The sequence below is a fragment of the Thalassotalea eurytherma genome (assembly GCF_030161415.1).
In the GTDB taxonomy this organism is placed as follows: domain Bacteria; phylum Pseudomonadota; class Gammaproteobacteria; order Enterobacterales; family Alteromonadaceae; genus Thalassotalea_G; species Thalassotalea_G eurytherma.
On sequence record NZ_BSSU01000002.1, the window covers coordinates 223,435 to 250,426 of the forward strand.

28 protein-coding genes and 4 tRNA genes are annotated in these 26,992 nt (G+C 40.1%); 19 read left to right on the forward strand and 13 right to left on the reverse strand.

Annotated features, from left to right (window positions below):
* The first annotated feature begins 262 nt into the window (after window positions 1-262).
* Entirely contained in the window at window positions 263-781 is a 519-nt protein-coding gene (locus QQK02_RS02455) for a glycine cleavage system protein R (RefSeq protein WP_284206361.1), read from the forward strand.
* Between the two features lie 11 nt (window positions 782-792).
* Window positions 793-1,266 (forward strand): thioredoxin-dependent thiol peroxidase, encoded by a 474-nt coding sequence (gene bcp / locus QQK02_RS02460; protein ID WP_284206362.1) that lies wholly within the window; start codon window positions 793-795, stop codon window positions 1,264-1,266.
* Between the two features lie 69 nt (window positions 1,267-1,335).
* On the opposite strand, the gene QQK02_RS02465 is transcribed toward bcp, so the two are convergent.
* Window positions 1,336-2,406 (reverse strand): AI-2E family transporter, encoded by a 1,071-nt coding sequence (locus tag QQK02_RS02465; RefSeq protein WP_284206363.1) that lies wholly within the window; start codon window positions 2,404-2,406, stop codon window positions 1,336-1,338.
* Between the two features lie 5 nt (window positions 2,407-2,411).
* Window positions 2,412-2,633, reverse strand: a complete 222-nt coding sequence (locus tag QQK02_RS02470; RefSeq protein ID WP_284206364.1) for a sulfurtransferase TusA family protein — start codon at window positions 2,631-2,633, stop codon at window positions 2,412-2,414.
* Between the two features lie 112 nt (window positions 2,634-2,745).
* On the opposite strand from QQK02_RS02470, the gene QQK02_RS02475 reads away from it, so the two are divergent.
* The 10 genes from QQK02_RS02475 (at window position 2,746) to arsJ (ending at window position 12,249) form a co-directional block, all read left to right on the forward strand.
* On the forward strand, window positions 2,746-3,402 hold the full coding sequence (locus QQK02_RS02475; RefSeq protein ID WP_284206365.1) for a hypothetical protein: 657 nt from the start codon (window positions 2,746-2,748) through the stop codon (window positions 3,400-3,402).
* Complete coding sequence (bepA, locus tag QQK02_RS02480) at window positions 3,402-4,862, forward strand: beta-barrel assembly-enhancing protease (RefSeq protein ID WP_284206366.1); 1,461 nt, start codon at window positions 3,402-3,404, stop codon at window positions 4,860-4,862. Before QQK02_RS02475 ends, bepA begins: the two co-directional genes overlap by 1 nt.
* Window positions 4,863-4,870: 8 nt before the next feature.
* Window positions 4,871-5,212: an arsenate reductase (glutaredoxin) gene (gene arsC / locus QQK02_RS02485; protein ID WP_284206367.1), complete on the forward strand. Its 342-nt coding sequence runs from the start codon at window positions 4,871-4,873 to the stop codon at window positions 5,210-5,212.
* 1 nt (window position 5,213) lies between these two features.
* Window positions 5,214-5,612, forward strand: a complete 399-nt coding sequence (locus QQK02_RS02490) for a DUF2069 domain-containing protein (RefSeq protein ID WP_284206368.1) — start codon at window positions 5,214-5,216, stop codon at window positions 5,610-5,612.
* 21 nt (window positions 5,613-5,633) lie between these two features.
* Window positions 5,634-7,535, forward strand: coding sequence for a hypothetical protein (locus QQK02_RS02495; protein WP_284206369.1), 1,902 nt, complete (start codon window positions 5,634-5,636; stop codon window positions 7,533-7,535).
* Between the two features lie 195 nt (window positions 7,536-7,730).
* Entirely contained in the window at window positions 7,731-8,486 is a 756-nt protein-coding gene (locus QQK02_RS02500; protein ID WP_284206370.1) for a metalloregulator ArsR/SmtB family transcription factor, read from the forward strand.
* Window positions 8,487-8,500: 14 nt separating this feature from the next.
* Window positions 8,501-9,520, forward strand: coding sequence for an ACR3 family arsenite efflux transporter (arsB, locus tag QQK02_RS02505; protein WP_284206371.1), 1,020 nt, complete (start codon window positions 8,501-8,503; stop codon window positions 9,518-9,520).
* Window positions 9,521-9,523: 3 nt separating this feature from the next.
* Entirely contained in the window at window positions 9,524-10,009 is a 486-nt protein-coding gene (locus QQK02_RS02510) for a phosphatase domain-containing protein (protein WP_284206372.1), read from the forward strand.
* Window positions 10,010-10,018: 9 nt separating this feature from the next.
* Window positions 10,019-11,026: an ArsJ-associated glyceraldehyde-3-phosphate dehydrogenase gene (locus tag QQK02_RS02515; protein ID WP_284206373.1), complete on the forward strand. Its 1,008-nt coding sequence runs from the start codon at window positions 10,019-10,021 to the stop codon at window positions 11,024-11,026.
* An 11-nt stretch (window positions 11,027-11,037) separates the two neighbouring features.
* A complete protein-coding gene (gene arsJ / locus QQK02_RS02520) occupies window positions 11,038-12,249 on the forward strand; it encodes an organoarsenical effux MFS transporter ArsJ (protein WP_284206374.1) in 1,212 nt (403 codons plus the stop codon).
* A gap of 31 nt (window positions 12,250-12,280) precedes the next feature.
* On the opposite strand, the gene hda is transcribed toward arsJ, so the two are convergent.
* Window positions 12,281-12,985: a DnaA regulatory inactivator Hda gene (hda, locus tag QQK02_RS02525; protein ID WP_284206375.1), complete on the reverse strand. Its 705-nt coding sequence runs from the start codon at window positions 12,983-12,985 to the stop codon at window positions 12,281-12,283.
* Entirely contained in the window at window positions 12,985-14,103 is a 1,119-nt protein-coding gene (locus QQK02_RS02530; RefSeq protein WP_284206376.1) for a DUF2066 domain-containing protein, read from the reverse strand. The genes hda and QQK02_RS02530 overlap by 1 nt, the downstream gene beginning before the upstream one ends.
* A 132-nt stretch (window positions 14,104-14,235) precedes the next feature.
* Between QQK02_RS02530 and purM the strand changes: the two genes are divergently transcribed.
* Genes purM through QQK02_RS02545 form a run of 3 tightly spaced genes read left to right on the forward strand, consistent with a single transcriptional unit; the run spans window position 14,236 to window position 16,671 of the window.
* The gene (purM, locus tag QQK02_RS02535) at window positions 14,236-15,282 is read left to right on the forward strand and encodes a phosphoribosylformylglycinamidine cyclo-ligase (protein ID WP_284206377.1); all 1,047 of its coding nucleotides are present in this window, start codon (window positions 14,236-14,238) and stop codon (window positions 15,280-15,282) included.
* 6 nt (window positions 15,283-15,288) lie between these two features.
* Window positions 15,289-15,927 (forward strand): phosphoribosylglycinamide formyltransferase, encoded by a 639-nt coding sequence (gene purN / locus QQK02_RS02540; RefSeq protein WP_284206378.1) that lies wholly within the window; start codon window positions 15,289-15,291, stop codon window positions 15,925-15,927.
* Between the two features lie 24 nt (window positions 15,928-15,951).
* Window positions 15,952-16,671, forward strand: coding sequence for a DUF3108 domain-containing protein (locus tag QQK02_RS02545; RefSeq protein ID WP_284206379.1), 720 nt, complete (start codon window positions 15,952-15,954; stop codon window positions 16,669-16,671).
* A gap of 35 nt (window positions 16,672-16,706) precedes the next feature.
* On the opposite strand, the gene QQK02_RS02550 is transcribed toward QQK02_RS02545, so the two are convergent.
* Window positions 16,707-17,504: a class II glutamine amidotransferase gene (locus tag QQK02_RS02550; protein WP_284206380.1), complete on the reverse strand. Its 798-nt coding sequence runs from the start codon at window positions 17,502-17,504 to the stop codon at window positions 16,707-16,709.
* A gap of 138 nt (window positions 17,505-17,642) precedes the next feature.
* Between QQK02_RS02550 and fadE the strand changes: the two genes are divergently transcribed.
* Both fadE and QQK02_RS02560 read left to right on the forward strand, forming a co-directional pair.
* A complete protein-coding gene (fadE, locus tag QQK02_RS02555; protein ID WP_284206381.1) occupies window positions 17,643-20,105 on the forward strand; it encodes an acyl-CoA dehydrogenase FadE in 2,463 nt (820 codons plus the stop codon).
* 356 nt (window positions 20,106-20,461) lie between these two features.
* Window positions 20,462-21,352 carry an acyltransferase gene (locus QQK02_RS02560; protein WP_284206382.1) on the forward strand — a complete coding sequence of 297 codons (891 nt, stop codon included), beginning with the start codon at window positions 20,462-20,464 and terminating at the stop codon, window positions 21,350-21,352.
* A gap of 213 nt (window positions 21,353-21,565) precedes the next feature.
* Here the strand turns inward: QQK02_RS02560 and QQK02_RS02565 are convergent.
* The 6 genes from QQK02_RS02565 to dnaQ all read right to left on the reverse strand — a co-directional run bounded on the left by QQK02_RS02565 (window position 21,566) and on the right by dnaQ (window position 24,181).
* Window positions 21,566-21,642: transfer RNA gene (locus QQK02_RS02565), tRNA-Asp, on the reverse strand.
* A 28-nt stretch (window positions 21,643-21,670) separates the two neighbouring features.
* Window positions 21,671-21,747 (reverse strand) — tRNA-Asp (locus tag QQK02_RS02570).
* A 32-nt stretch (window positions 21,748-21,779) separates the two neighbouring features.
* Window positions 21,780-21,856 (reverse strand) — tRNA-Asp (locus QQK02_RS02575).
* A 27-nt stretch (window positions 21,857-21,883) separates the two neighbouring features.
* Window positions 21,884-21,960: transfer RNA gene (locus tag QQK02_RS02580), tRNA-Asp, on the reverse strand.
* A gap of 170 nt (window positions 21,961-22,130) precedes the next feature.
* Window positions 22,131-23,468, reverse strand: a complete 1,338-nt coding sequence (locus QQK02_RS02585; RefSeq protein WP_284206383.1) for a TIGR03503 family protein — start codon at window positions 23,466-23,468, stop codon at window positions 22,131-22,133.
* Window positions 23,444-24,181, reverse strand: coding sequence for a DNA polymerase III subunit epsilon (gene dnaQ / locus QQK02_RS02590; protein ID WP_284206384.1), 738 nt, complete (start codon window positions 24,179-24,181; stop codon window positions 23,444-23,446). Before dnaQ ends, QQK02_RS02585 begins: the two co-directional genes overlap by 25 nt.
* Window positions 24,182-24,302: 121 nt before the next feature.
* On the opposite strand from dnaQ, the gene rnhA reads away from it, so the two are divergent.
* Entirely contained in the window at window positions 24,303-24,764 is a 462-nt protein-coding gene (gene rnhA / locus QQK02_RS02595) for a ribonuclease HI (RefSeq protein WP_284206385.1), read from the forward strand.
* 75 nt (window positions 24,765-24,839) lie between these two features.
* On the forward strand, window positions 24,840-25,700 hold the full coding sequence (locus tag QQK02_RS02600) for an MBL fold metallo-hydrolase (protein WP_284206386.1): 861 nt from the start codon (window positions 24,840-24,842) through the stop codon (window positions 25,698-25,700).
* A 10-nt stretch (window positions 25,701-25,710) separates the two neighbouring features.
* Here QQK02_RS02600 and QQK02_RS02605 read toward each other — a convergent pair whose 3' ends face one another.
* Together QQK02_RS02605 and QQK02_RS02610 are read right to left on the reverse strand one after the other, a co-directional pair.
* Window positions 25,711-26,199 (reverse strand): DUF2919 family protein, encoded by a 489-nt coding sequence (locus tag QQK02_RS02605; protein WP_284206387.1) that lies wholly within the window; start codon window positions 26,197-26,199, stop codon window positions 25,711-25,713.
* An 11-nt stretch (window positions 26,200-26,210) separates the two neighbouring features.
* A complete protein-coding gene (locus QQK02_RS02610) occupies window positions 26,211-26,936 on the reverse strand; it encodes a DUF599 domain-containing protein (protein ID WP_284206388.1) in 726 nt (241 codons plus the stop codon).
* Window positions 26,937-26,992 lie beyond the last annotated feature (56 nt).

Consider the following 26,992-nt stretch of genomic DNA (forward strand, 5'->3'; position numbering starts at 1 on the left):
AACGTCTTCATACTAAGCATCGCACTTAGTAGTTTTCTAAAAAACCTTTTAGGTTTTATTTTTATTGTTGAACAATCGCAGTTAACTACTGCTAATTTAGTGAGCCTCATGGTACTTGGCTGATATTACAAACACAAGTGGCAAGCTAATAAATTGCATGATTTATTACGATTGCAATGAAATAACAAGATTGAGACTTAAATTATGATGAAAAGTTGCGTTACAATAAGACTTTATTTAAATTTTATTTAATGGTTTATCAATGTCTCAGTATTTAGTACTAACCGCCATGGGGCCTGATCGCATGGGCAGTGTTAGCGAACTGACAAAATTAGCAAGTGAATGTGGCTGTAACATTCTTGATAGTAAAATGGCAATTTTTGGTGAAGAATTTGCTTTTATCATGATGTTAAAAGGCGATATCGCTAGCATTAATCAATTAGAGGTTAAGTTGCCTGCGTTCGCGATGGAACTTGATCTATTAACCATGATGAAGCGTACATCGGCTTACAAACCATTAGATTACAATCAGCAATATCAAGCGCAGTATTCAGGGATTGATCAGCCGGGCGTGCTTAAATCCGTCACTGCGTTTTTTGCCAATCGAAATATTGATTTGTCGTCATTGCGTTCTGAAATTAACCCGCAAACTGACATCATGAGTGCAACACTCTTATTTACAATGCAAGATGACTCTTGTGTTAATGAACTTGAAAATGACTTTTTACAGCTGTGTGAGCAAATTAATGTTCAAGGTTGTATTAAAAAATCAAACTACTAAAAAGGAAGGTCATGAATACCTTAACTGCAGGCGATAAAGCGCCACAATTTTCATTGTTAGACGAAAACGAAAGTACCGTAAACCTTAATGACTTTATCGGTAAAAAACGCGTATTAGTTTATTTTTACCCAAAAGCGATGACACCTGGTTGCACAACCCAAGCACAAAATCTTCGTGATGCCAAAGCAGCGCTAGATGAAAACAACACGGTTGTTTTTGGTATCAGTCCAGATGAGCCAAAGCGCCTTGCTAAATTTTGTCAACGCGATGAATTAAACTTCACACTGTTGTCAGACGTTGACCACAAGGTCGCTGATGATTTCGGCGTTTGGGGCTTAAAGAAATTTATGGGTAAAGAATACGACGGTATTCACCGTATTAGCTTCTTAATTGGTTTAGACGGCAATATTGAACACGTTTTTAATAAGTTTAAAACGAAAGAGCATCATCAAGTTGTACTTGATGTGTTAGCTGAACTTGGCTAATTAGTGCATTGAACAAAAAAAAAGGCGCCAGAATAACGTTTATTCTGGCGCCTTTTTTATAGGAAATACCTATTGAGCTTTTACTTCTTCAACCACTTGTGTTGACCAAGCATTAATAATGGCTTTAACCAGTGTTGCTAAAGGAATTGCGAAAAACACCCCCCAAAAGCCCCACAAGCCACCAAAGAAAATGACCGCAATAATAATTGTCACAGGGTGCAAGTTTACCGCTTCAGAAAACAGTAATGGCACCAATAAGTTACCATCAAGAGCCTGAATGATACCGTAGGATAGCATGACATAGCCAAATTCAGCAGAAAAACCAAATTGAAATAATGCCACTAATACTACAGGAATCGTGACAATAGCGGCGCCAACATAGGGTACTAACACCGACAAGCCAACTAACACCCCTAGCAATACTGAATAACGCAAATCTAAGAACAAAAACGCTAACGTAGAGGCTGCACCAATAATAATGATTTCAATGATCTTACCACGTACATAGTTCAAAATTTGCTGATTCATTTCATCGCCAACTTGCGATGCTAAACGGCGCTCTTTAGGTAAAAAGCGTGTTACTTGTGCTATCAATACTTTCTTGTCTTTTAAAAAGAAGAACACCATCAAAGGCACTAAGATTAAATAAACCAATAGCGCGACAATATTAGACAATGAATTAAGAGAAGCCTCTAGAACAACTTCCCCCCAACCTAAAACTTTCTGTTTTGTTAAGTTAATCAGTGTTTGTAACTGATCCACATTAATTAATTCAGGATACTTTTCTGGTAAGGCAAATAAATACTCTTGTGATCTAGAGATCATATTTGGCGCTTCTTGGATTAAATTACTGCCCTGCTGCCACACGATAGGCATTAATCCTAAGATGGCTATCATCGCAATACCAACAAACAAAGCGACAATGATCGTCGTTGCTAGCTTTCTCCCTAAGCCAAATTTCACCAGTCTATTGACAGGTTTGTCGAGTAAAAACGCAACAGCTAATGCAACAAACACCGGCATTAAGATATGATTGAAAAAATAAAAAAGGATAAAAATTGATAAAAGAATCACAATTAACGCAACGGCGTTCGGATCAGAGAATTTTTCTTTATACCAATTGGTAATCATTTTAACCATGTAAGCTAGCCTGTAATAATATCTATTTGAGTGGTTAAGGCATCAATTTGCTTGAGACTAAACTGATAACCTTGCTCGTTGAGCAATTTAGGAATATCTTTTTTCGAACCTTTATCGGATACTTGAATCATACAAGTGTCCCTCGGTTGCATCTTTTTCAATATAACACGCAATTTCACCAAAGGCAGTGGACATTTGTCTTCAGTAGCGTTGTATTCAAAGTGCATAAATTTATCTTAACAAACCCTTTTGTTTGATTATCTATTTTGCGACAATTGATTACAATGGCTAGTTAAGACTATTGAGTTATTTTTTGATTTTAGGAGCGTTTTCTTCGTTATGCAGCAATTATCAAAGCATCCCAACCTTAAAGAGATTAATGCTTACAAGCGCAAATTAAATTGGGGAGAAGTACCTGCTATTTACCACATGGTGGCAAGTTCAGTAGGTGAAGTAGACGGAATTTTATCTCATGGTTTTGACAGTGCATATAAACAAATTTTAAATCCCAATAACTGGAACCTTTCGTTACTTGATGGTGAACGATTGCCAACAGGTGAAACGGTTGTCAATCGTAAGCCTCAAATAGCTTTACGTCATACCTACAATCAAATGGGCTACGAGTTACACTGTTTTCCGATTGCATTGAATGAAAAAGTAAACAGAACCTTAGTAAAAAGCCCACACTGCCCGTTTAAAGAATGGCATCCAGAAACGATGCGTATGTTATTTAGAATAAATAGCTTACCTTCTTTTTTATTTTTCACCCATGAAAATGGCGATGACGCAGATGTAGCTTTAGTTAAATATGCCTACATAACGGTTAGCAGACTGATCAAGATTCTTGAAGAAAAGTTCGACATCATTGAAATGCGCGGTTATTCAATTGTTGAATTTTATAAAGAAGTTGATGTCAGAGTACGTGGTAGTAGTTCAGGTTATAGCGAAATTACATCAGGCTTAATTGAAACGCCCGATGATTCTGCGGACATTTAATGAATAAATTTACAACTTCTTTATGCTCAATATTGTTTGGTCTTTGCCTTGCCAGCACAAGCAATGCGTTGGCAAGTAAACAAAATGATAAAAATGCCCTACCTGAAATAGGGTCAGCAGGCACAAGCGTCTTATCCATTGATAAAGAAAGACAAGTTGGCCTTGCTTTGATGAGGCAACTAAGAGCGAGCCAACCGTTAGTCAACGACCCCGTATTAATTGAATACATTAATGATTTGGGTAATCGCATGGTGCGAAATGCCAACGATGTAAATTACCCTTTCGAGTTTTTTATCGTTAATAACAATGAAATTAATGCTTTCGCATTTTTTGGCGGTCATATTGGTATCCATAGTGGCTTAATAACAACGGCAGATACCGAAAGTGAACTTGCTTCTGTAGTTGCCCATGAAATCTCTCACGTGACTCAACGCCACCTCGCAAGGCGACTAGAAGAGCAATCTAGAACACAATCACTCTCGTTAGCAGGTATGTTAACGGGTGTATTATTAACGCTCATCAACCCGCAAGTTGGTATGGCTGCCTTATCAACATCAATGGCAGCAACTCAGCAAGCATCGATTAACTACACTCGTGGTAACGAAAAAGAAGCTGACCGCGTAGGTATTGCTTTATTGGCATACAGTGGTTTCGATCCAAATGGAGCGCCTGAATTTTTTGGCAAAATGTCGGAAGCTTTTCGTTACAAAAGTAAACCACCAGCAATGTTGCTAACTCACCCACTTCCTGATTCTCGTATTTCTGACGCACGTTTGCGTGCTCAGGCTTACCCGCCGGTTCAACTGCCACCGTCATTAGCTTTTGAATTAAGTAAGGCACGTATTCAAGCCCGCTATCAAAAAGACGCTGAGCATAACATCGGCTATTACCAAACCTTACTCAATAAAAGCCGCTATCGCTTAAAAGAAGGTGCGCAATACGGTTTAGCGTTAAGTTACTATGAAGACAAGCAATACAAGAATGCGCGAAAAGTGTTAGAAGAGCTCTATCAAGCAGATGATCATAACCTGTTTTACATTGACGCATTAAGTGATACTTACATTGCACTCAAAGAATTCGAGACAGCGTTAACCATGCTAGAAAGAGCTCACAACTTTATGCCCAACAACCAAGTCGTTAGCTTGAACTATGCCAATGTTTTACGAGAAGCTGGCAAACTTGAACAGGCAGAACAACTGCTGAAAGACTTCCTGATCGTTAGTCCTGAAAACTTTATTGGTTATGATCTGTTAACAGGCATTTACCGTAAGCAACAAGACATGGGTAATATGCATGCAACACAAGCAGAAGTATTCGCTTTGCTAGGCGGATACTCTCGCGCAGTTGATGAGCTGCAAACCGCATACAACTATTTTGGCGAGAGCCCTTTGGTTCAAAAGCGTATTAAAGCTAGAATTTTACAATTTCAAAATGAAGAAACTAAGTTAAAACGATTATAGAGAGAGTTATGTTAACGATTTATCACAACCCAAGATGTTCTAAAAGCCGTCAAACCTTGCAGTTAATCGAAGAAAAAAATGCGCCGGTTACAGTCGTTGAATATCTTAAAACACCACTAACTAAAGCTGAAATTGAAAATTTACAAGGACAATTAGGCGTTGACGTTATCAACATGATGCGAACTAAAGAAGCCGAATTTAAAGAGCAAAACCTAAAAGGTGCTGACAACGAAAGCTTGCTTAATGCCATGGTCAACACGCCAAAATTAATTGAGCGCCCTATTGTTACTGACGGTCAACAAGCGATTATAGGTAGACCTCCTGAAAATGTTTTAACGCTGATCAAATAACATGACTAAACCTCAAAAACACAGCACACAAACGTATAGGAAAATAGCATTAATCGGCTATTTTTCTTTGCTTATCTTCATGCCTTTATGGCTTATCGTGCTTGCTCCATCATCGGCATTGTCTCCAACTTTGTCATTAGTGATGTTTACACTACCTTTGCTATTTCCGATGAAAGGGTTATTGCAAGGTAATCCATATACCTATGCTTGGTCTAACTTTATCGTGATGATTTACTTTTTACATAGCCTAACAGCGCTATGGGTATCAGCCGATGAACGGGTTTATGCAGCACTTGAATTAATTTTTGCCAGTATGATGTTTTACGGTGGTACTTACTACGCGAAATATCGTGGCCAAGAACTCGGTCTTAGTATTAGAAAGAAAAAGGCTGAACAATAATTTAGAAATCGAAGGAATGTTATGAAAAGTTCATTAGGGTCTTTACTGACACTCGCAGGTATTACTGTACTCTCAGGTTGTGGCGGCGGAGGAAGTAGTTCTCCATCGACCCCACCTATTGTTACACCCGGTCCAACACTCGATGAAATTACGATTATCGATGAATCGATTAATATCAACCAAAGCGTAGAGCTTTTCTTACTTCCCCCTAATGCGAACCTAACGCCAACCAATATTAACTGGCAACAAGTATCGGGTGAGCCACTGCCTATATTATCGGCAACTGCACCGCTAATCTCTGTGTTACCGCAACAAGCAGGCAGTTACGAATTTCAAGTTAGCTTTACGAGCGAAGGACAATCACAAACGTTAATACGCACGTTTAATGTCTCGAGTGACAATGCCCGTGTAAGCATCCATTCAGGGCATAATGTCGTTGAAGGCAACAAAGTCTCGTTAAGAGCCGCGATCAGTGATGATATTGATGAAAACGCTTTATCCTGGCAACAAATACAAGGGCCAACAGCAACCCTCGAAGTAGGCGATACTGTCGATAACCGCGTTATTTATTTTGATGCGCCATCCGTTACTCAAGACACCTTAATAAGCTTTCAGGTTACCGATGCTAATTCAGGAGAGTCGGATATCGTAGCCGTACTTGTTGAAGACAAGCCGAGTATCGCTAACAATGCTTATTTTGACGACCCTGTTGCCACAGTGTTTCCCTACAATGCCAATACACCGTATGCAAACAGTATTGTAGGGTGTGTTTATTCAACCCAGTTAACAAGTTCATGTACATTAGGTACCTTGCCATTACTGGCGCAAGATACAACAGCACCGTCTGTTGATGACATCATGGACAGAGTCGTTGTCTCACACCGATGGATGGGTGACCGGTTTAAAAGCTTCCTAGAAAATCACGACCCTAATGATGACTTTAAAAATTTGCTAAGAGCGACAACAGCTGTTGTTCTTTCTTACGATGTTCGTCCATCGTTTTATTGGGCTGCAACAGGCGCTATTTATCTTGATCCAGAGAATTTATGGTTAACTGCACAGGAGCGCGACACGATCAATGAAGCACCTGATTACCGTTCTTCCTTCGGACAAGAATTACAATTTATAATGCCATGGCGTTATGTTCGTGATAACGATTATGCCTATATTAGGCAATCTAGAGAGCTCAGAGCCGATAGAGATATTGAAGCAGGAAAGCATCGATTAACCTCATTGCTTTATCATGAACTCGCGCATGCCAATGATTTTTTCCCGCCAGCGGAATGGCAAAGCCATAGTGCTTCAACACGCATATTAGACGCAGCGCAAGCAACTAACTGGGAGTCTGATAAGTTAACGGCTACCTACCCGCTGGATAGTCAAGTCATGCGTGATCTAGCACAAGTAAGCTTTAGAGGTGAAAGTGCAAGCGTTGTTCAACGTGCATATTCACCGACAGAAATAGGTAACATTTTTTCAAGTGACGCGGCGACCGATTATTACAACTATTCTTCTACCAGAGAAGATTTAGCCATGTTGTTTGAAGAGCTAATGATGCAAAGCCGCTACGGTATTCGCCGCGATGTTGCTGTGACCAATTTACCGCAAGGCGATAGTATTTCGGTGACTGACTATATCGTCAGTTGGGGTCAACGAGGGCGCGTTGCAGAATCAGGTATCTCATTACGTGCAGAATACGTGACTGAGCGCATTTTACCTGAGTTCGATGTGCAAGCGGCAATTGATTCACTACCTACACCAATTCCTATGGTTGTGGGAGATGACTGGCTTGAAAACTTGACCATATCCCCAACACCTAGCCCTATGTTCATTAATAGTGTAGATAACGTTAAGCCAACCATTCATCAACATGGTGCGATTGAAATATTGCCATATGGGCATAAAGCGTTACCGGAAAAATAATTAGCTAATCAATTATTGCTGATCAGTTATTTATGACGAGCTACAGCCCCAAAAAGCCTGCAAGAGCAGGCTTTTTTATTCGCTATATTTAGCAACCGTGACGTTTCTTTACAAATTTATATTAAATCACAACATAACAAATTTGTTATATACGATTTTCATTATATAATACTTTCAATCTCTCAAAGGTGATTTATGAAAGTTCTATTTTTGTGTACAGAAAATTCAGCACGGTCTTTATTGGCAGAAGCGCTATTGCGCCATCATAGCGCAGAAAATATTGACGTTTATAGTGCTGGTACGCAACCTTCTTGCCCAAGTAAAAAAGCGCTAAAAACGCTCGAAAATTTCAATATCGATTCAACGCGCTTGTCATCAAAATCAATAAACTCTCTGTCAGATCATGACTTTGATTTAGTTATTACCTTATGTGAACGTGCTGCAAGTGAGTGCCAACAGTTAAGTGATGGTGTTAACTACCTACATTGGCCAATCACTGACCCTAAAATAGACGATACCGAAACGAGCTTTGCCCACGCCTTTAATACGATAAATGGCAAAGTACATACCTTATTAACACAACTTCATGATTACAAAAAAATAGCCCTTCACCCTACGCACTTTTTTAAATGTTTAACTGACGATATTCGTTTGCAATCAATACTGCTTATTTTGTTAGAGCAAGAGTTATGTGTTTGTGAATTGATGACAGCACTTGATGAAGACAGTCAACCAAAAGTATCACGTCATTTAGCCCAGCTAAAAAAACAAGGCATTTTAGTTGATAGAAAACACCAACAGTGGGTGTTCTATCGAATAAATGCGACACTGCCAAAATGGATGAAAGATACGCTTCATACCACGTTGGTTAATGAACCGAGTTATATCCAAGATGCAATAAGTCGTCTTAAAGACATGAGAGATCGCCCCTCTCGTGAACCATCCTGTTAATAGAGGTTAGTAAAATGGGAATTTTTGAACGTTATTTATCTGTTTGGGTAGCTTTAGCTATTACAGCAGGTGTTAGTCTAGGTCATTTTGCGCCACAAATATTTGAGCTTATCGCTAGTGTTGAATATTCACAGGTTAATTTAGTAATCGCGGTGCTTATTTGGGTAATGATTTATCCAATGATGATTCAAATCGATTTTTCTTCGATTAAAGAAGTCGGCAAAAACCCTAAAGGGTTAGTGTTAACCGTCGTCATTAATTGGCTAGTGAAGCCTTTTACCATGGCATTATTAGGGTGGTTATTCTTTGAGGGCATATTCGCCGATTTTGTTGATCCGCAAACAGCTCAGCAATATATCGCAGGTATGATATTGCTTGGTGTAGCCCCATGTACCGCCATGGTTTTTGTTTGGTCACAATTAACCAAAGGTGATGCTAATTATACGCTGGTGCAGGTCTCGGTAAATGACATCATTATGATATTCGCATTTGCACCGATTGCAGGCTTTTTACTGGGTGTTTCTGACATCACCGTACCATGGCAAACACTTTTCTTATCTGTTGTACTTTATGTGCTATTGCCACTAATCGCAGGCTACTTTACGCGCAAAGCACTTGATAAAAAAGCCCATGGTATTGAAGACATTTTAGCGAAACTTAAACCGTTTTCTATCGTGGGTTTATTGGCTACCGTCGTCATATTATTTGGTTTACAAGCCAATACCATTTTAGAAAAGCCAGAAGCCATCGTATTGATCGCGATCCCACTGCTTATTCAAACCTACGGTATTTTCTTTATTACCTACTTTTCTGCTAAAAAAATGAAGTTAACGTTCAGTATCGCCGCACCTGCGAGCATGATTGCAACATCTAATTTTTTCGAATTGGCGGTAGCAGTCGCCATTTCATTATTTGGTTTACATTCTGGAGCAGCATTAGCTACTGTCGTTGGTGTACTTGTAGAAGTACCTGTCATGCTTTCATTATGTGCCTTTGCTATTAAAACCCAACACTGGTTCAACGAGAAGGAGTAACCAATGTCTCATCCATTTGACACATTAACGATTGAGAATGGTGCAAAGATTATCTTTACGCCATGTCCAGGCACAAAAGAAGAAAACTTAGCAGCGTCAGTAACAACATTGGCTAACGAACAAACACATGCCATTGTCTCTGTTATGCACAACGACGAGTTAGCTCGCCTTGGTGCCACAGCATTACCAGCACAATGCCAGTCAAAAAACATTGCCTGGTATCAATTGCCGATTATTGATGATGATGGGCCTGAAGACGCTTTTTTTGCTGCTTGGCATAAACATAAAGATGAGCTGTTACAACGCCTACGAGATAAACAAACTATTGCAGTACATTGTAAAGGTGGCTCTGGCCGAACGGGGCTAGTTATCGCTTTGTTACTTGTCGAGTTTGGTTACCGCAAAAAAGAAGCGAAAAACCTCGTTCAGTCCATTCGTCCTTTAGCGTTAACTAAAGATAAACAATTAACATTCTTTGGACATTATTAGGAATAAATTATGACAATTAAAGTTGGAATTAATGGTTTCGGACGTATGGGTCGTTTAGCACTTCGTGCGGCTTTCGACTGGCCTGATATGGAGTTTGTTCAGATTAACGATCCAGCAGGTAATGCTGAAACGTTAAGCCATTTATTAAAATATGATTCGGTCCATGGTATTTGGCCAAACGATGTATCATCAAATGATAAACAAATGATTATTGATGGCAAAATTATCGACGTATCACGTAACACGTCAATTGCAGACACCGACTGGTCAGGTTGTGATTTGGTGATCGAAGCATCAGGCGTGATGAAATCTAAAGCTAAGTTGCAAGCGTACCTAGATCAAGGCGTTAAGCGTGTTGTCGTCACTGCGCCAGTAAAAGAAGAAGGTGTATTAAACGTTGTTATGGGTGTTAACGATGACCTATTTGACAAAGACAGCCACCCGATTGTTACTGCAGCGTCTTGTACCACAAATTGCCTGGCGCCCGTTGTTAAAGTGTTACAAGACAGCATAGGTATCAAGCATGGCAGCATGACGACCATTCACGATATTACCAATACACAAACAATCCTTGATGCGCCTCATAAAGATTTACGACGAGCGCGTGCCTGTGGCATGAGCTTAATTCCTACGACTACGGGTTCAGCGACTGCAATTACGCACATTTTCCCAGAGTTAAAAGGCAAATTAAATGGCCATGCAGTGCGCGTGCCTTTGGCAAATGCTTCAATTACTGATTGTGTTTTTGAATTAAACCGAGCCACGACAGAAACAGAAATTAATGAGCTAATGGCCATAGCAGCAAATGGTGAATTAAAAGGCATTCTTGGCTACGAGGAAAAGCCCCTTGTGTCGATTGATTACAAAACCGATCCGCGTTCAACGGTAGTGGATGCCTTGTCAACCATGGTCGTTAATGGCACACAGGTAAAAATGTACTTGTGGTATGACAATGAGTGGGGCTATGCAAACCGCACAGCAGAGCTTGCCTTAAAAGTTGGTTTAGCAGACAAGTAAGTAGATTAAGCATGGCGACTTCTCTTTCACAAGACGTAAAAAAATACCTGATTGTTACAGGTAATTACTGGACTTTTACCTTAACGGATGGCGCACTAAGAATGTTAGTCGTGCTGTTCTTCCATCAATTGGGTTATTCGCCGCTAGAAGTGGCCATGCTATTTTTGTTCTATGAAATATTTGGTGTTTTTACTAATCTATTTGGTGGATATTTAGGGGCCAAACTCGGTTTAAATAAAACCATGAACATTGGTTTAGGCCTGCAAATTATAGCCCTAGCAATGCTTGCCATGCCGACAACCTACCTTGGTATGGCCTATGTGATGGCAGCGCAAGCGTTGTCAGGTATCGCCAAAGATCTAAATAAAATGAGCGCAAAAAGCTCGATAAAAATGTTGGTGGCTCAAGGCCAAGAAGGCACCTTGTTCAAGTGGGTTGCGATATTAACAGGCTCTAAGAATGCGTTAAAAGGCGTTGGATTTTTCCTTGGTGGCTTGCTATTAAGCATGTTCTCATTCCAAGGCGCGATGGTCATCATGGCCAGTGTGTTATTTCTTGTTTGGCTCTTTAGTATTTTCTCGTTAAAACAAGATTTAGGCAAAGCTAAAAACAAGCCAAAGTTTCGCGAGATATTTTCTAAGAGTCAATCGATAAACGTGCTCTCAGCAGCTAGGCTATTTCTTTTTGGCGCTAGGGATGTGTGGTTTGTCGTTGCTTTGCCGGTGTTTCTATCTCAAGCATTTAATTGGGATCATTACTATGTAGGTGGCTTTCTTGCCTTATGGGTAATTGGTTATGGCGCAGTGCAGTCTTTTGCCCCTAAAATTATCAATCGTAATGGCCATCAAGCACAACCAAGCGATGCCGTGTTTTGGGCGTCTAGTCTTGCTATTGTGCCAATGCTGATTGCACTTTGCTTGTACCTAAAAATTGCAATGCCTCACGCGTTGTTGATTGGTTTACTCATTTTTGGCGTGCTGTTTGCTATTAATTCATCACTGCATAGCTATTTGATAGTGAGTTTAGCTGACAAAGATGGCGTTTCACTCGATGTTGGCTTTTACTATATGGCAAATGCCATGGGCAGATTGCTAGGAACTGTGCTATCAGGTTGGGTGTTTCAAGCGCACGGGCTCACCGCATGTTTAATTGTATCAAGCATTTTTATTGTTATTGCAGCCATCATTTCTAAGGCGTTACCAACAGCTAGGTCATGCCTTTAGGGGCAGAACAAATGGCGTACAAAAGAAATGCTTAAAGTAAAACTTCTTTGATAAATGGAATGGTAATTTTTCGTTTATCGCGAATTGATGCTTTGTCTAACTCATCAAGGCTCGTGACGAGATTTTTCATATCGCGCTCAACACGATTAAAGAGAAATTTGGCGACATCTAAATGTAAAATCAAGCCACGTTGACTAGCGCGTAATTGAATAGCACTGATTTTATCATCATCTGATAATGGCTTAATCGATTCAACATAGCCCCAACCTAAACGCGAGACGAGATCAGGTAAAGTGATACCAAGTTGCTTGACAGACTTTTGACCACATATGATCAATTTATGTTGTTGCTCGATAACGCGGTTAAACAAATCAAAAACAGCCTGTTCCCAATCAGCTTTTCCTGCGATTAAGTCAACATCATCAAGGCAAATCACGTCGTAAAACTCTAAACCATCAAGTACTTCAGGGCTAAAGTTCATTAACTCATTGAATGACATGCAAATAGATGACTGACTTAAGGTATCGGCATGTGCACAACTAGCATGCAACAAATGTGATTTACCGACAGACTGAGCACCAAACAAATACATTGCTGGTGTTTGGTATTGGCTTTCACCGCCAATAAACAGTTTCAATTCATTGACGACACTTTGATTATCCCCTACTTCAAAACTTGCAAAGGTTTCGTCGTCAGGTAATTGCACCGACAATGTGAGTTGTGAACGTGATTTCATTACTTTTGCCAATAAAATACCGGAATCGCTTGCTCATCAATATCAGCAAGTGGGTCGATTATTTGTTGCAGCGCATCAACTAATTTCACTGACGCCATAAACGTTTGTTCAGAGCCAATTAACCCAATATCAAAACGTCGAACTTCACCTTCGGCATAACGTAACTTAACGCTACTTACCGCAGAAAAATCAGATAAAAATTGTGAAATCTCGACAAATGTTTTCATCGAACCGACATTAGCTATCTCAATTGTCATGACATTGGTTGTATCAGTACTTAATGCATACTGCTGGTGAATATGCGAACTAATCGCTTCTAGGGCTTGCTCTAATAATAACTCAGGATTATTACCATAAAGGCGTTCACCAAATTGTTGAACCCCCTCAAGGATACTCCAGTCAAGGGCATATTGATTAACCTGGCAAGGCGCCTCGCAGGTTTCTTCATCAACGAATACGGGCTCGACTAGCGTATTGTTTGAAACTCTAATGATCACCGAGGCTTCTGCTAAGTAACGTTCAGATGCCTCTTTTACAGGTTCGGCAAAACGCCCCCAGACATCTGATACTTGCACTCGGTTAATATCTTCCAAGTCCATTAATGGCAACACCATCGGCACCGCACGTTCGGCAGAAAACCCCTGCACTTTTTGGGCTAATAGATGTTCACTAGAGTGGTCAATTATCTTGCGCTCAAGATTATCTTCTTCAATCAACCAAACGGTAAGCAAAGGCCTAATACTGCCTAAAATGGGCAAACCTGCTTGATAAAATAGTTGGTTGATTTTCAATTCATCAAATTCAGCAATCAGCATGCTTTGTTGATCAACACGATCATAATAAAACTGCGCAACATAGGCTTGAGGACGTGTTAGTGCGGATTCAATTGACACATCTTGTTCAAAATCACTGTTACCGCCCACTTTTAGCATCACTTGCTTCATGGCTTGCTTAAGACCATTGGCTCGTTCAGCATTACTTTGGCCATCAACCGTTACTTTTGCCGTGTATAACTGAGTAACTTCGATAGCCCGGGCTGTAAAAACAAAACAATTTATCAACAAGAGTAAAGATAAAAAGAGTGATTTAGTCATATTTTCATAACGAATCGGTTGCATAATCAGGATCTTAACATACAAATACGTAATTTAATTAGTATTAAAAAATAATTTACCTTTATGTTTCAACAAAGCCACAGCACTGATAGAATATGCGCCACTAAAGATAGACGTATTAATTAGAGGTTCCACGTGAGTGATCAGAAGCAGTCGCTAAGTTATAAAGATGCAGGTGTAGACATTGATGCAGGTAATGCACTTGTAGAGAATATTAAAGGTGCTGTAAAGCGCACAACTCGCCCCGAAGTAATGGGTGGTTTAGGTGGTTTTGGTTCTGTTTGCCAATTACCAACAAACTATAAAGAACCTGTGTTAGTAGCTGGAACCGATGGCGTAGGTACTAAACTTCGCTTAGCAATTGACCTTAAAAAGCACGATACCGTGGGTATCGACCTTGTGGCTATGTGTGTTAACGATTTAATCGTTCAAGGTGCAGAACCATTATTCTTCCTAGACTACTATGCGACCGCTAAATTAGATGTTGAAGTTGCTTCTGACGTAGTATCAGGTATTGCCGATGGTTGTGTATTATCTGGTTGTGCTTTAGTTGGTGGTGAAACGGCAGAAATGCCAGGCATGTACCATGCAGGCGACTACGATATCGCTGGTTTCTGTGTTGGTGTTGCTGAAAAATCTCGCTTATTAGACGGTAGCGCAGTAAAAGCTGGCGACCAGTTAATCGCCCTTGGCTCTTCAGGTCCACACTCAAATGGTTACTCATTAATTCGTAAAGTATTAGAAGTAAACAATACAGATACCAATGAAGACTTAAACGGTAAGCCGTTAAGCGAACACCTATTAGCGCCAACTAAAATTTACGTAAAATCTATTTTAGCGCTATTAAAAGACGTTGATGTTTCTGCCCTTTCTCATATCACTGGTGGTGGCTTTTGGGAGAATATTCCTCGCGTATTACCTGAATCTGCGCAAGCAGTTATTAAGGGTGATTCATGGCAGTGGCCTGAAATTTTCAACTGGTTACAAGAAAATGGTAACATCACTACTCACGAAATGTACCGCACATTTAACTGTGGTGTAGGTATGATTATCGCTGTACCAGCTGACAAAGTTGAGCAAAGCTTGGCTATCCTAACAGAGCATGGTGAAAACGCTTGGCACATAGGTGAAATTAGCGACAAAGCCGATGGTGAAGAGCAAGTTGTGATTAACCAAGGTTAATTACTGATGCCTAATATTGTCGTACTCATATCAGGCAGTGGCTCAAATTTGCAGGCGATTATTGACGCCTGCAAAGCTCAACAAATTGACGCTACCATCTCAGGTGTTATTTCTAATAAAGCAGATGCTTACGGCTTAACACGCGCCGAAGAAGCTGGCATTGCTAACCAAGTATTAAGCCATAAAGATTACGCTACTCGTGAGAGTTATGATCTTGCGCTTATTGACGCGATCGAAGCCTATAACCCTGATCTAATTGTCCTTGCCGGTTTCATGCGAATCCTTACCCCAGCCTTTGTTGATAATTTTTCTGGAAAATTATTGAACATTCACCCATCTTTGTTGCCTAAGTATCAAGGATTGCATACACATCAACGTGCAATTGATGCTGGTGATGAAGAACATGGTGTTAGTGTTCACTTCGTTACCGAAGAATTAGACGGTGGTCCGGTAATACTGCAAGCTAAGGTACCTATCTTCCCTGAAGATAATGCTGATGATCTTGCCATGCGTGTTCATGAACAAGAACACCGTATTTATCCACTGGTAGTAAAATGGTTTTGCCAAGGCCGTTTAAAAATGGTAGAAAACCTAGCATATCTTGATGATCAACCTTTACCGGAATCAGGATACGCGAACGAATAATAATTAAAATAAAGGTGGTAATAGATGGTCAAACTTGTCGCGATGTTAACTTCTCTTGTTGTTTCAACAACGACATTAGCAACTACTCAAGATGTTCCTATTGCCCCCTTTAAAGCTCAATATAACATCCTTCATAAAGGCGATCCCGTTGGCAAAGGGTATCGTGAACTATCCATCCAAGACAACGGGCTAATAGAATATAGCTATCAAACTAAAGGTAAATGGATGATCTTTTCGGACAAACGAAAAGAGACTAGTTTATTAGAGTTAACTGATAATAACCAACTCATACTGCAAGAGTATAAATTTACTCGTTCAGGCACCGGACCAAATAAAAAGCAACACTGGCAATATTACCCAAACCAAAACAAAGCTCATAATATCGTTAAAGAAAAAGAAATACCGATTGATTTTAGTAATGGCTTACAAGACAAACTTAGTTATCACCTGCAGCAACGATTATCTTTTATTGACAACCCAAAGCAAGAATCCTTTGATCATGATGTAATCACAACCTCAGGAAAAATTAAAAACTACCGATACGAGTTTGTTAACGAAGAAGAGTTAATGCTACCTTATGGCTTGGTGAAAGCGTTAAAATATAAACGTGAGGTTGCCGAGAAAGAACGTGTCACTTATGCGTGGTTTGCACCTGAGCTTGATTATTTACTTGTGCGGTTATACCAAATTAAAGAAGGCGTTGATCAATTTGAAGCCCAATTAGATACGTTTGAACTCAAATAACCACTCAAGCTATTGATATAAATGAGCAGGTGGTACTAGTTAACCTGCTCTTGTCCTTGTAAAACCACTTCTCCACCATTGAACACAACCCACTGCCCAGGCTTATATTTATGCCAATTTTCATCATCAGTTAATGGCTGAGTTGCGATAACAGTTACCACATCTTTTTCCGTCGTTTCTTGCTGAAAGTCGACTACCATCTCAGCGTCAATTAGGCTTGCTTTGCCAAAAGGCGCTCGTCTTGTAATGTAATGCAAGTTATTAGCACAGTAGCTAAACAAATAATCACCGTCACTCAGCAACAGGTTAAAAACACCTAGCTTGTTAATCTCACTGCATAACTGGCCAATAAATGGCGCTAAGTTGCGTAAGCATAAACTCCCACCTTTACCTTGTTGTTTGGCCTCTAGTTGATCAAGTAACCAACAATAAGCGTGCTCACTGTCGGTTGTACCAATAGGAAAATTATTGTTAATAGGTAGTTTGTTTTTAAAATCAGCAAGTTGACCATTATGAGCATAGGTCCAATTTTTACCAGAGATTGGACGAATAAATGGGTGGGTATTCTCTAAACAAATCGCGCCAGAGTTAGCTTGACGGATATGACAAATAACCAACTCACTCTTAATTGGATATTCTGTCACTAGCTTGGCAATTGGTGAATCTGCACTTGGTAAAGGATCTTTAAAGTTTCGACAACCTTTACCTTCATAAAAGGTAATGCCCCAACCGTCTTTATGAGGGCCAGTATTGCCACCTCGTTGCATTAAACCACTAAAGCTAAAACAAATATCCGTTGGCACATTAGCGCTCATGGCAAGCAATTCACACATTATTTATCACTCTTTTTACTGCGATTTCAGCCTATTGTATTAAATATTCGTCAACAACGGAAAATTATGTTTGAAATTGTTATGATTACGTTATAACCTTTAGTGGTCAGACCTCTTATTTATGAATAAGGAAAACAAGTGGAAACATTAATTTGGATTTTAAGCGCCGTTGCGCTAACAGGCTTTATGGCCTATTCCCGAGCGAAGCTCTCTACATTTACACTGTTATTTACTGCTTTAATGGTAGTGGGTAGTTTTTACCAAGTTGTTTCATGGATTGGTTGGTTAATCTTCGTTGTATTAGCTGCACCATTAAATGTGACTAACATTCGTCAACAATATATCTCTAAGCCTTTGCTTAAAGCATTCCAAAGCATCATGCCTGAAATGTCTCGCACTGAGAAAGAAGCAATTGATGCTGGTACCACATGGTTTGAAGCCGACCTTTTCCGCGGCGCACCAGATTGGCAGAAACTTCATAACTACCCTGCTCCGCGTTTAAGCGCTGAAGAGCAAGCCTTTATCGACGGTCCTGTTGAAGAAGTTTGTCGCATGGTTGATGACTGGGATACAACCCACTCACGTGCCGACTTAGCTCCAGAAATCTGGCAGTATTTAAAAGACAACAAATTCTTCGCGATGATCATCAAAAAGCAATATGGTGGTTTAGAATTTAGTGCTTACGCACAATCTCGTGTACTTCAAAAACTAACAGGTGCTAGTTCAGTACTAGCAAGTACGGTTGGTGTACCTAACTCTTTAGGTCCAGGTGAGTTATTACAGCACTATGGTACAACGGAACAACAAGATTACTACTTACCGCGTTTAGCGCGTGGTGAAGAAATTCCTTGTTTTGCCTTAACAAGCCCTGAAGCTGGCTCAGACGCCGGTTCAATTCCTGATTTTGGTGTTGTTTGTAAAGGTGAATTTGAAGGTAAAGAAGTACTAGGTATGCGTTTAACTTGGGACAAGCGCTACATTACGCTAGCGCCAGTTGCAACGGTACTTGGTTTAGCATTCAAGTTACAAGATCCTGATGGTTTATTAGGTGATGAAAAAGAATTAGGCATTACTTGTGCGTTAATTCCAACAGACCTTGAAGGCGTTGATGTTGGTCGTCGTCATTTCCCATTAAATGTTCCATTCCAAAATGGTCCTACAAAAGGTAAAGATATTTTCGTTCCACTAGATTACATCATTGGTGGTCCTGAAATGGCCGGTCAAGGCTGGCGTATGCTTGTTGAGTGTTTATCTGTAGGTCGTGCTATTACACTTCCTTCTAACTCAACAGGTGGCGTTAAATCTATCGCGATGGCAACAGGTGCATATAGCCGAATTCGTCGTCAATTCAAATTACCAATTGGTAAAATGGAAGGTGTTGAAGAAGCATTATCACGTATTGGCGGTAACGCTTACATGATGGACGCTGTTAGTACCCTTTCAACTGGCGCTATCGATTTAGGTGAAAAACCATCAGTTATCTCAGCAATTGCTAAATATCACTTAACTGAGAAGATGCGTGATTGTATCTCTGACTCTATGGATATCCATGGCGGTAAAGGTATTTGTATGGGTCCTAATAACTACCTAGCTCGTGGTTATCAAGGTGCTCCAGTAGCAATTACCGTAGAAGGAGCAAACATCCTAACGCGTAGCATGATTATTTATGGTCAAGGCGCTATTCGTTGTCATCCTTATGTACTTGCAGAGCTTGAAGCTGCTGGCAATAAAGACTTCAGCCAAGCACTACGAGATTTCGACCATGCGTTATTCGGTCACATTGGTTTCTCTATGAGCAATGTATGTCGTAGCATTTGGTTCTCTGTAACAGGTAGTCGATTAATTTCATCGCCATACAGCGACGTGACGAAGCGTTACTACCAGTTATTAACACGCTACAGCACAAACTTAGCAATGCTTTCAGATATCGCAATGTTAACCTTAGGTGGTGACTTGAAGCGTCGCGAACGTATCTCAGCAAGACTAGGTGATGTGCTAAGTCACTTATACTTAGCATCAGCGACTCTTAAACGTTTTAACGATGAAGGTCGTTTAGCTGAAGATGCACCGTTAATGCAATGGGCAGTTGAAGATAGCTTATTCAAAATTCAAGAAGCGATTGATGAAGTAATCACTAACTTCCCGAACAAAGCAGTTGCAGGTTTCTTACGCATGACTATTTTACCATTCGGTAAGTCAGTAACGCGTCCTTCAGACAAGCTTGATCACAAAGTTGCACGTATTCTGCAAACGCCAAGTGCTACACGTAACCGTATTGGTCAAGGTCAGTACTTAACGCGTGAAGAAGAAAACCCAATTGGTAAGTTAGAACAAACACTAGATGATATTTTAGCAAGTGAGCCAATATTCGATAAAGTATGTCGTGCTATTGGTGAAAAACTACCGTTCTTCCGTTTAGATCTAGTTGCTGAAAAAGGTCTTGAAGCTAACGTAATTACTGAAGCTGAAGCTGAGTTACTACGTAAGACAGAGATTGCACGTAAAGCGGCAATTGATGTAGATGACTTTGATCCGATTGACTTACCTGCAGACAAATCACTGTATCAAGAAGAGCTTAAGCAAGAGCATAACGCTGCATAATCTTTTCTATCGTATTAGATAATTTAAAAAGCCCTGATTATTCAGGGCTTTTTTATTGGCATCCACCTATTTTTATCAACCGCTTCTCTCGACAAGAGCAAACTTGACAAAAACTGAAAATACCTACAGATACCTAAGGTGATGGAAAATATCATGCTGGTTGATTTAAAGAAAATCATAGAAATGGCATGAATTCGCGCATAATTAAACGGTTCAGCCTAAATGATGAGTGAATTGACTCGTTTTTTGAGTGAACACGTGTAACAAACAAAGCATTACCCATTTCACAACAAACTCGTTAGAATAAGACAAACTATTGTTCTTAAAATGGTATATACGTCGTTAGGTTATAATTCATGTTTTCGTTTTTACCCCGCTTTATCTGTTTCCCTATTACTTTTACTCTGTTTTGCCTAAACCTCGCATTTTGTGGTTTTATGGTTTTTCTTGGTGGCTTTATCAAATTTTTGGTGCCACTTAAGTCTTTCCACAAGCTACTTTATAAACCAATGCATTTCTTTTATCGTTTATGGTCGCTTAATAACTATTTGATTATTAGTTTATTTAATAAAGTAGAATGGAAAATTATCAATGATAGCTCGCTCAACAAACAATCTTGGTATTTACTAATTGCTAATCATCAAAGTTGGTTGGATATTTTTGTTATCGCCCATTTTGCTCGCACCAGGATCCCTGAGCCTAAGTTCTTTTTGAAAGAATCCCTTCGTTATATACCATTTCTTGGCATGGCTTGCTGGGCACTCGACATGCCGTTTATGAAACGTTATAAAAAATCATTTATCGCAAAGAACCCTCACCTTAAAGGCAAAGATATAGAGACGACCAAAGCCTCTTGTCGACGCTTTGAAAAAACGCCAACAACGATTGTTAATTTTGTTGAAGGAACCCGATTTACCAAAGAAAAGCATGATCGCCAAGGTGACAAGTTTAACCACCTGCTTATTCCTAAAGCTGGGGGAATCGCCTTTACACTTGCAGCAATGGGCGAGCAATTTGATAAAGTCTTAAATATTACGCTTGCCTACCCTGACAATCCTGGCCATATCATGATGGACATGCTGTGCGGTGACTTAAAAAGGATTGTCATTTACGTTGAGCCTTTAACGGTTGATGAAAACGTTATGGGTGACTACTACAACGACAAAAGCTATCGCGTTCAATTCCAACAATGGCTAAACGATACATGGACAAACAAAGATAAATTACTGACTAAGTATTTAACCTAAGCATTAATACTGTAATCATTAACGAATGAGGGCTTGCATTAATGCAGGCCTTATTTTTGCTCGCAAATAATGATTTACACTGGCAAAACGACAAATATAGTAATAGAGAAAGGTGTGTAATTTAGATATAGAAATAGTTATTTAGATTTAACAGTAGAAAATATCAAAAGGATATTTGAGGTAATTAGAAAAGACAACAAGAACAAACAATCGTGGCGGAGTGGACGGGACTCGAACCCGCGACCCCCGGCGTGACAGGCCGGTATTCTAACCAACTGAACTACCACTCCGCAGCAAATTGTTTATTGAGAATGTAAGTGGCGGAGTGGACGGGACTCGAACCCGCGACCCCCGGCGTGACAGGCCGGTATTCTAACCAACTGAACTACCACTCCGCAGTATACATATCAATAAGGCGCTATATCGTTGGCGGAGTGGACGGGACTCGAACCCGCGACCCCCGGCGTGACAGGCCGGTATTCTAACCAACTGAACTACCACTCCACTAGGATATAACTATCAAGGTTAAATTGGCGGAGTGGACGGGACTCGAACCCGCGACCCCCGGCGTGACAGGCCGGTATTCTAACCAACTGAACTACCACTCCGCGTCTAACCTTGTTTCAACAGCAAGCCGTTGAAAGCGAGGAGGATAATACGGTTATGATGCCCCCTCGTCAACACTTTTTTTAACTTTATTTGCTAGTTGAACATTTGCTAACCAAAAAGCAGAAATAAACGTCAACAACTGGCCAGTTCACTGCCTCAAGCCAACTAATTAGGTTGTTAACTCAAGTTCTTGTGTTTTCTTTTTCTTCTTCTTTTTACGCAAATAAACCACTAAAACAGTAATGGCAATAATGACAATGATCACGTTACCGCCAACAATAATAATGAGCTGCATTTTCTCTTTTTCTGCTTGCTCAGCTTTTACTTGGGCTATTTGTGCTGCGAGTTTTTCTTCACGCTCTTTCGCCATTTGAGCACGGCGCTCTTCTTCTGCCAGCGCTTTGCTTTCATCACTCATATTGCGCACATCGGGTAATAATGCGTTCCCCGTATGTTGAACGATAAAGCTAAACTCCGGCATAACTAAACGAAATTCGCGACCATTAACGGTTTCACCAAAGGCACTTATCTTGACACGATGAACGCCAGATTCAGTATAATCAACATCAACGGTTCTCGTGTCACCACTCCCCTCTAATACCGAGAAAGGCACTGCTTGTTTATCTGGGTACGTTATTTTCCCTTGGAAAATTAAACTGTCGGGTTTTACATAGGTATCAGCAATATTAAAGTGAATTTTATGCGGAACCTCTTCAGACGATGAAGTATCAACTTCGGTTGTGATAGGACTACGGTGCAAAATAATCGGTTTTTGCTGTAATTCTCTTGCTGCCATTGGCAGCGTCAACTTATAAACAGGTACCCATTCGCCTGGCGCTATCGTTAATTCAAATTCACCGGTAAACGTACTGTCATTGGCGAATTCATCGAGTTCTCTGCCGTCATCTCTAAATGTTGTTAAACGAACAAGGTCAGCGCCGAAATTGTCAAAGTCTTGATTATTCGAACTAAAAAAATCAACATCAATTGATATCACATCATCAAACCGTGGTGTATCAATGGCAAGCTCACCATTAAACAATTTTGCCGTTAATTTTACGGTTTCGCCTGCAAGTAAGATTTCCGGTAACGGCTCAACTTCAATACGTACATCAGAAACCACCATAATTTGGCTTTCAGGAATAATATTTCCTAACGCTTGCCATGGGCCTGGCATCGGTTTTTTAATTTTTATCATGTCAAAGGTACGGTCGTCATACCACTCAACTTTTTCTTTATCGTGGGACTCTACTTTTACTTTAGTACCGTCTGGTTGAACTAAGATAATAGGAGCAGAGCCATGTGTGCGATAAAATAGCAACGTAATTTCTTCGATGTTTGCATCAATTCTAAATCGATTATCAAAGTACGGTATTTGATTGGTAACGTTATCTACACGATAAAAATCGATTTTATCGCTTACTGATTGTGCCAAAGACGATAGCGATATCATTGCCGCCATCATCGAGCCACCAAGCGCAGCTACGATTGAATTCTTTTGCGCCATATAGGCTCACTCCCTTTATCTGCCACAATATCTAACCTTTCTTCGTGTGCACTCATTTCATCGGCCGAAGCCTGAATAACCTTAAGAGGTTTTCGATCAGCAGACAATCGAATAATTGCATTATTATCGCCATCAGAATCTGCACCAGAATGTAAATTCAACGTTTCTTGCTTTCTGGTCATTTCGATATAAACGAAAGCCAATAACTGCGCATCGATCAAGGCGCCGTGATAGGTACGGTCGATAAGGCCGTCTACACGGTAGTGTTTAGCTAGAAAGTCGAGAGTCTTAGGTGAACCAAATTCATCTTTAGAGGTTTTAAGAGTATCTGTTACGGTACAAATGTCGCCTGTTTGTGGTAATCCACGGCCAACGAGGTTAAATTCATGATCCATAAAGCCAACGTCGAACTTAGCATTATGGATTACAAGCTCTGCACCTCGAATAAACTCTATAAAGTCTCGAGCAACTTCAACAAACAACGGTTTATCAGCAAGGAACTCATTCGTTAATCCATGGACATCAATAACCTCTTGTTCCATTTCAAATTGAGGATTGATATAAGCATGATAGCTTCGCCCTGTTAATTGACGATTAACCATCTCTACGCAACCAATTTCAACAATCCTATGACCTTCTCTTGGGTTTATACCTGTGGTTTCCGTATCGAGAATCACGAGGCGTTCTTGTTTTACTTCTTGTTGATGTCCCACTTAACTAACTCTTTATCGATATCATTGATGCCATTATACGGACAGATTCAAATAAATAAAAAGATTCGAACAAATAGGTAGAGCTTTGATAAGATGAAACAAAAATTTTATGAGTAACATAATGAAAGAAGTAAGCATTTATACTGATGGCTCGTGCCTAGGTAATCCCGGCCCAGGTGGCTATGGAGCAATTTTAGTATATAAAGGGCATAACAAAGAGTTATCACAAGGTTTTAAACTGACAACCAATAACCGAATGGAGATGTTAGCGACAGTTAAAGCACTCGCTTCATTAAAAGAGTCTTGTAAAGTGACATTAACAACAGATAGCCAGTATGTGAAACAAGGTATCACTGCCTGGATTAAAAACTGGCAAAAAAACAATTGGAAAACGTCAGCCAAAAAGCCCGTTAAAAACGTCGATTTATGGAAAGCGCTTTATGAACAAACCCTGCGTCATGAAATAAATTGGAAATGGGTCAAGGGACATAGTGGTCATGCGGAAAATGAGCGCTGTGATGATTTAGCGCGTGAAGCAGCTATGTCGAGTGACTTGCATGACGATGAAGGGTACCAAGCGTAAATTATCGTTGGCAAAGTGCCGTTTCTTGTTTAATATTCCCAAAAGACATAATTTATCACTTTTGGGAATATTAAAATGCTTCATCCCATCATCAAGGCATTTTTTCATCACGATTCTTCTACGCTTACTTACATCGTCCATTGTCAGCGTACTAAAAAATGTTGTGTTATCGATGCTGCGCTCGACTACGACATATACTCAGGCGACATATCGAGTAGCCCACTTGAAGAAATCACGCACTACATCATGACAAACGAATTAGATGTTGAGTGGCTCCTCGAAACCCACGCACATGCTGATCATGTCACTGGCGCACGCCAGTTAAAAGAAAAAGTCGGTGGTACTATTGCCGTTGGCGTCGGCATTAGAGATGTTCAACAAAGTGTCAAAACGATGTTACATCTGAAGGACGATGTCTTAACTACTCATGTCTTCGATAGACTTTTAGAAGATGGGCAATCACTTGAATTAGGCGATCTAACCATTAATGTTATAGCAACGCCTGGACATACGCCCGATAGTTTAACCTATGTCATTGGCAATAGTGCCTTTGTTGGTGACACCTTGTTTATGCCTGATTCAGGCTCAGCACGTTGTGATTTTCCCAGCGGTAGCGCAGCTACACTTTATCAATCTATCCAGCGTATTTATCAGCTTGGTGACAATACGCGCTTATTTATGTGTCATGACTACCGACCGCAAGGTCGTGAGCTTGCTTACATCACAACTGTTGCAGAACAAAAACAGCATAATATTCAAATTAATGCGTCGGTAAGCGAGCAAGAGTATGTGCAAATACGTGAAACACGTGACGCCAAGCTGGCTATTCCTCGTCTACTATACCCAGCTTTACAGGTTAATATTCGTGGTGGTTACTTGCCTGCCCCAGAAGACAATGGCCAATGCTACATCAAAATGCCGATGCAGCTTATCTAATGTAAACTCGTTACTTTTCGGGTAATGGCTCAGGAAACTCTTTGAGATTAAGCGACAACCGTTTATTTTTAATACACTTATAAATTAAATAAACGGTGATAGCTAATTGGATGAACAGCCAAGTTTGAGAAGTAAGCTGCCAATAGAAAAAAGCAACAACATTGACAATAAAATCAAAGATTAGCGCAACAACCAATAACGTACGAAAGTGAGGCCAAAGCCTTTTCACCCATGAAGGAGCATTGGCTCTACGTAAACTAACAATCGCAAGCAACAACAACCCCAACATGCCGGAAATCAAATTCAAATAAAACACCTGTTTTTCAGGATAAATGATCGAAATGATGCTGCTTCTGTCTTGAAAGTTACTTAATGAGATTAGCCAAACGATATAAGCACGCATGACGAATAAAATAACAAAATATGCGACTTTGGACAGTTTCAAACAATCATACTTATCAAAGTCGTTAACACTATAATGAGCGTACTGCTTACTCATACATTGATGCCCTACTGCTTTTTAATTTCGATATCGCGCTCTTGATTAAGAATTTCTTGCCCAACAGTTATCGCTCTTACTGCTTTTGACTGAAATTCTCGAATATATAAGGTATACACGACAAAGCCACTAGCAAACATAAAAAGAAAAGGGTGATATAACCAACATAGCGCCGCTAACGAAAAATAGTAGGCGCGCAATCCATAGTTATAGGAATGAGCAGCCTGATCTTGAACGATAGCCATTTGACGCGCATAACGTTTAAGGTTTTCATTTTGTCGCTCTTCGTCTAGCGGCATAGCACCCACCATAACATTCAAGAAACCATATTGGCGCATCGACCAAGTAAAGTTAAAGAAGGCCAGAACAAAGATACAGACCAACAGGCTGATTTTAATTTGAATTAAACTTTCTGTCGCAATAGACGCGTACGGCAGCGAGTTGATAACAGTTTCTACAGGCCCCACCTTAGCAAACAAGGTTAATAAACCCGCCAATACTAATAAAGTACTTGAAGCGAAAAAGGCAATATTACGTTCTAAATTGGCGAGTAACGATGCATCTGACACCCTTACGTCATGACCTATCAACTCATGCATCCAGTGGATTCTATGTTGATGTAAACAGTGGGCAATACAGTTGGTTGTTTTCGCTTTTTTACGAGCAAAAGTGGTATATCCATACCAACAAGTGACAAAAAATATTGCCGCGACAATATCAATCAACGATAGCATCATAGTCTTAAACAGGCTCCCAAAATAATTCCCCCTATCATACCTAGATTTAATTCATT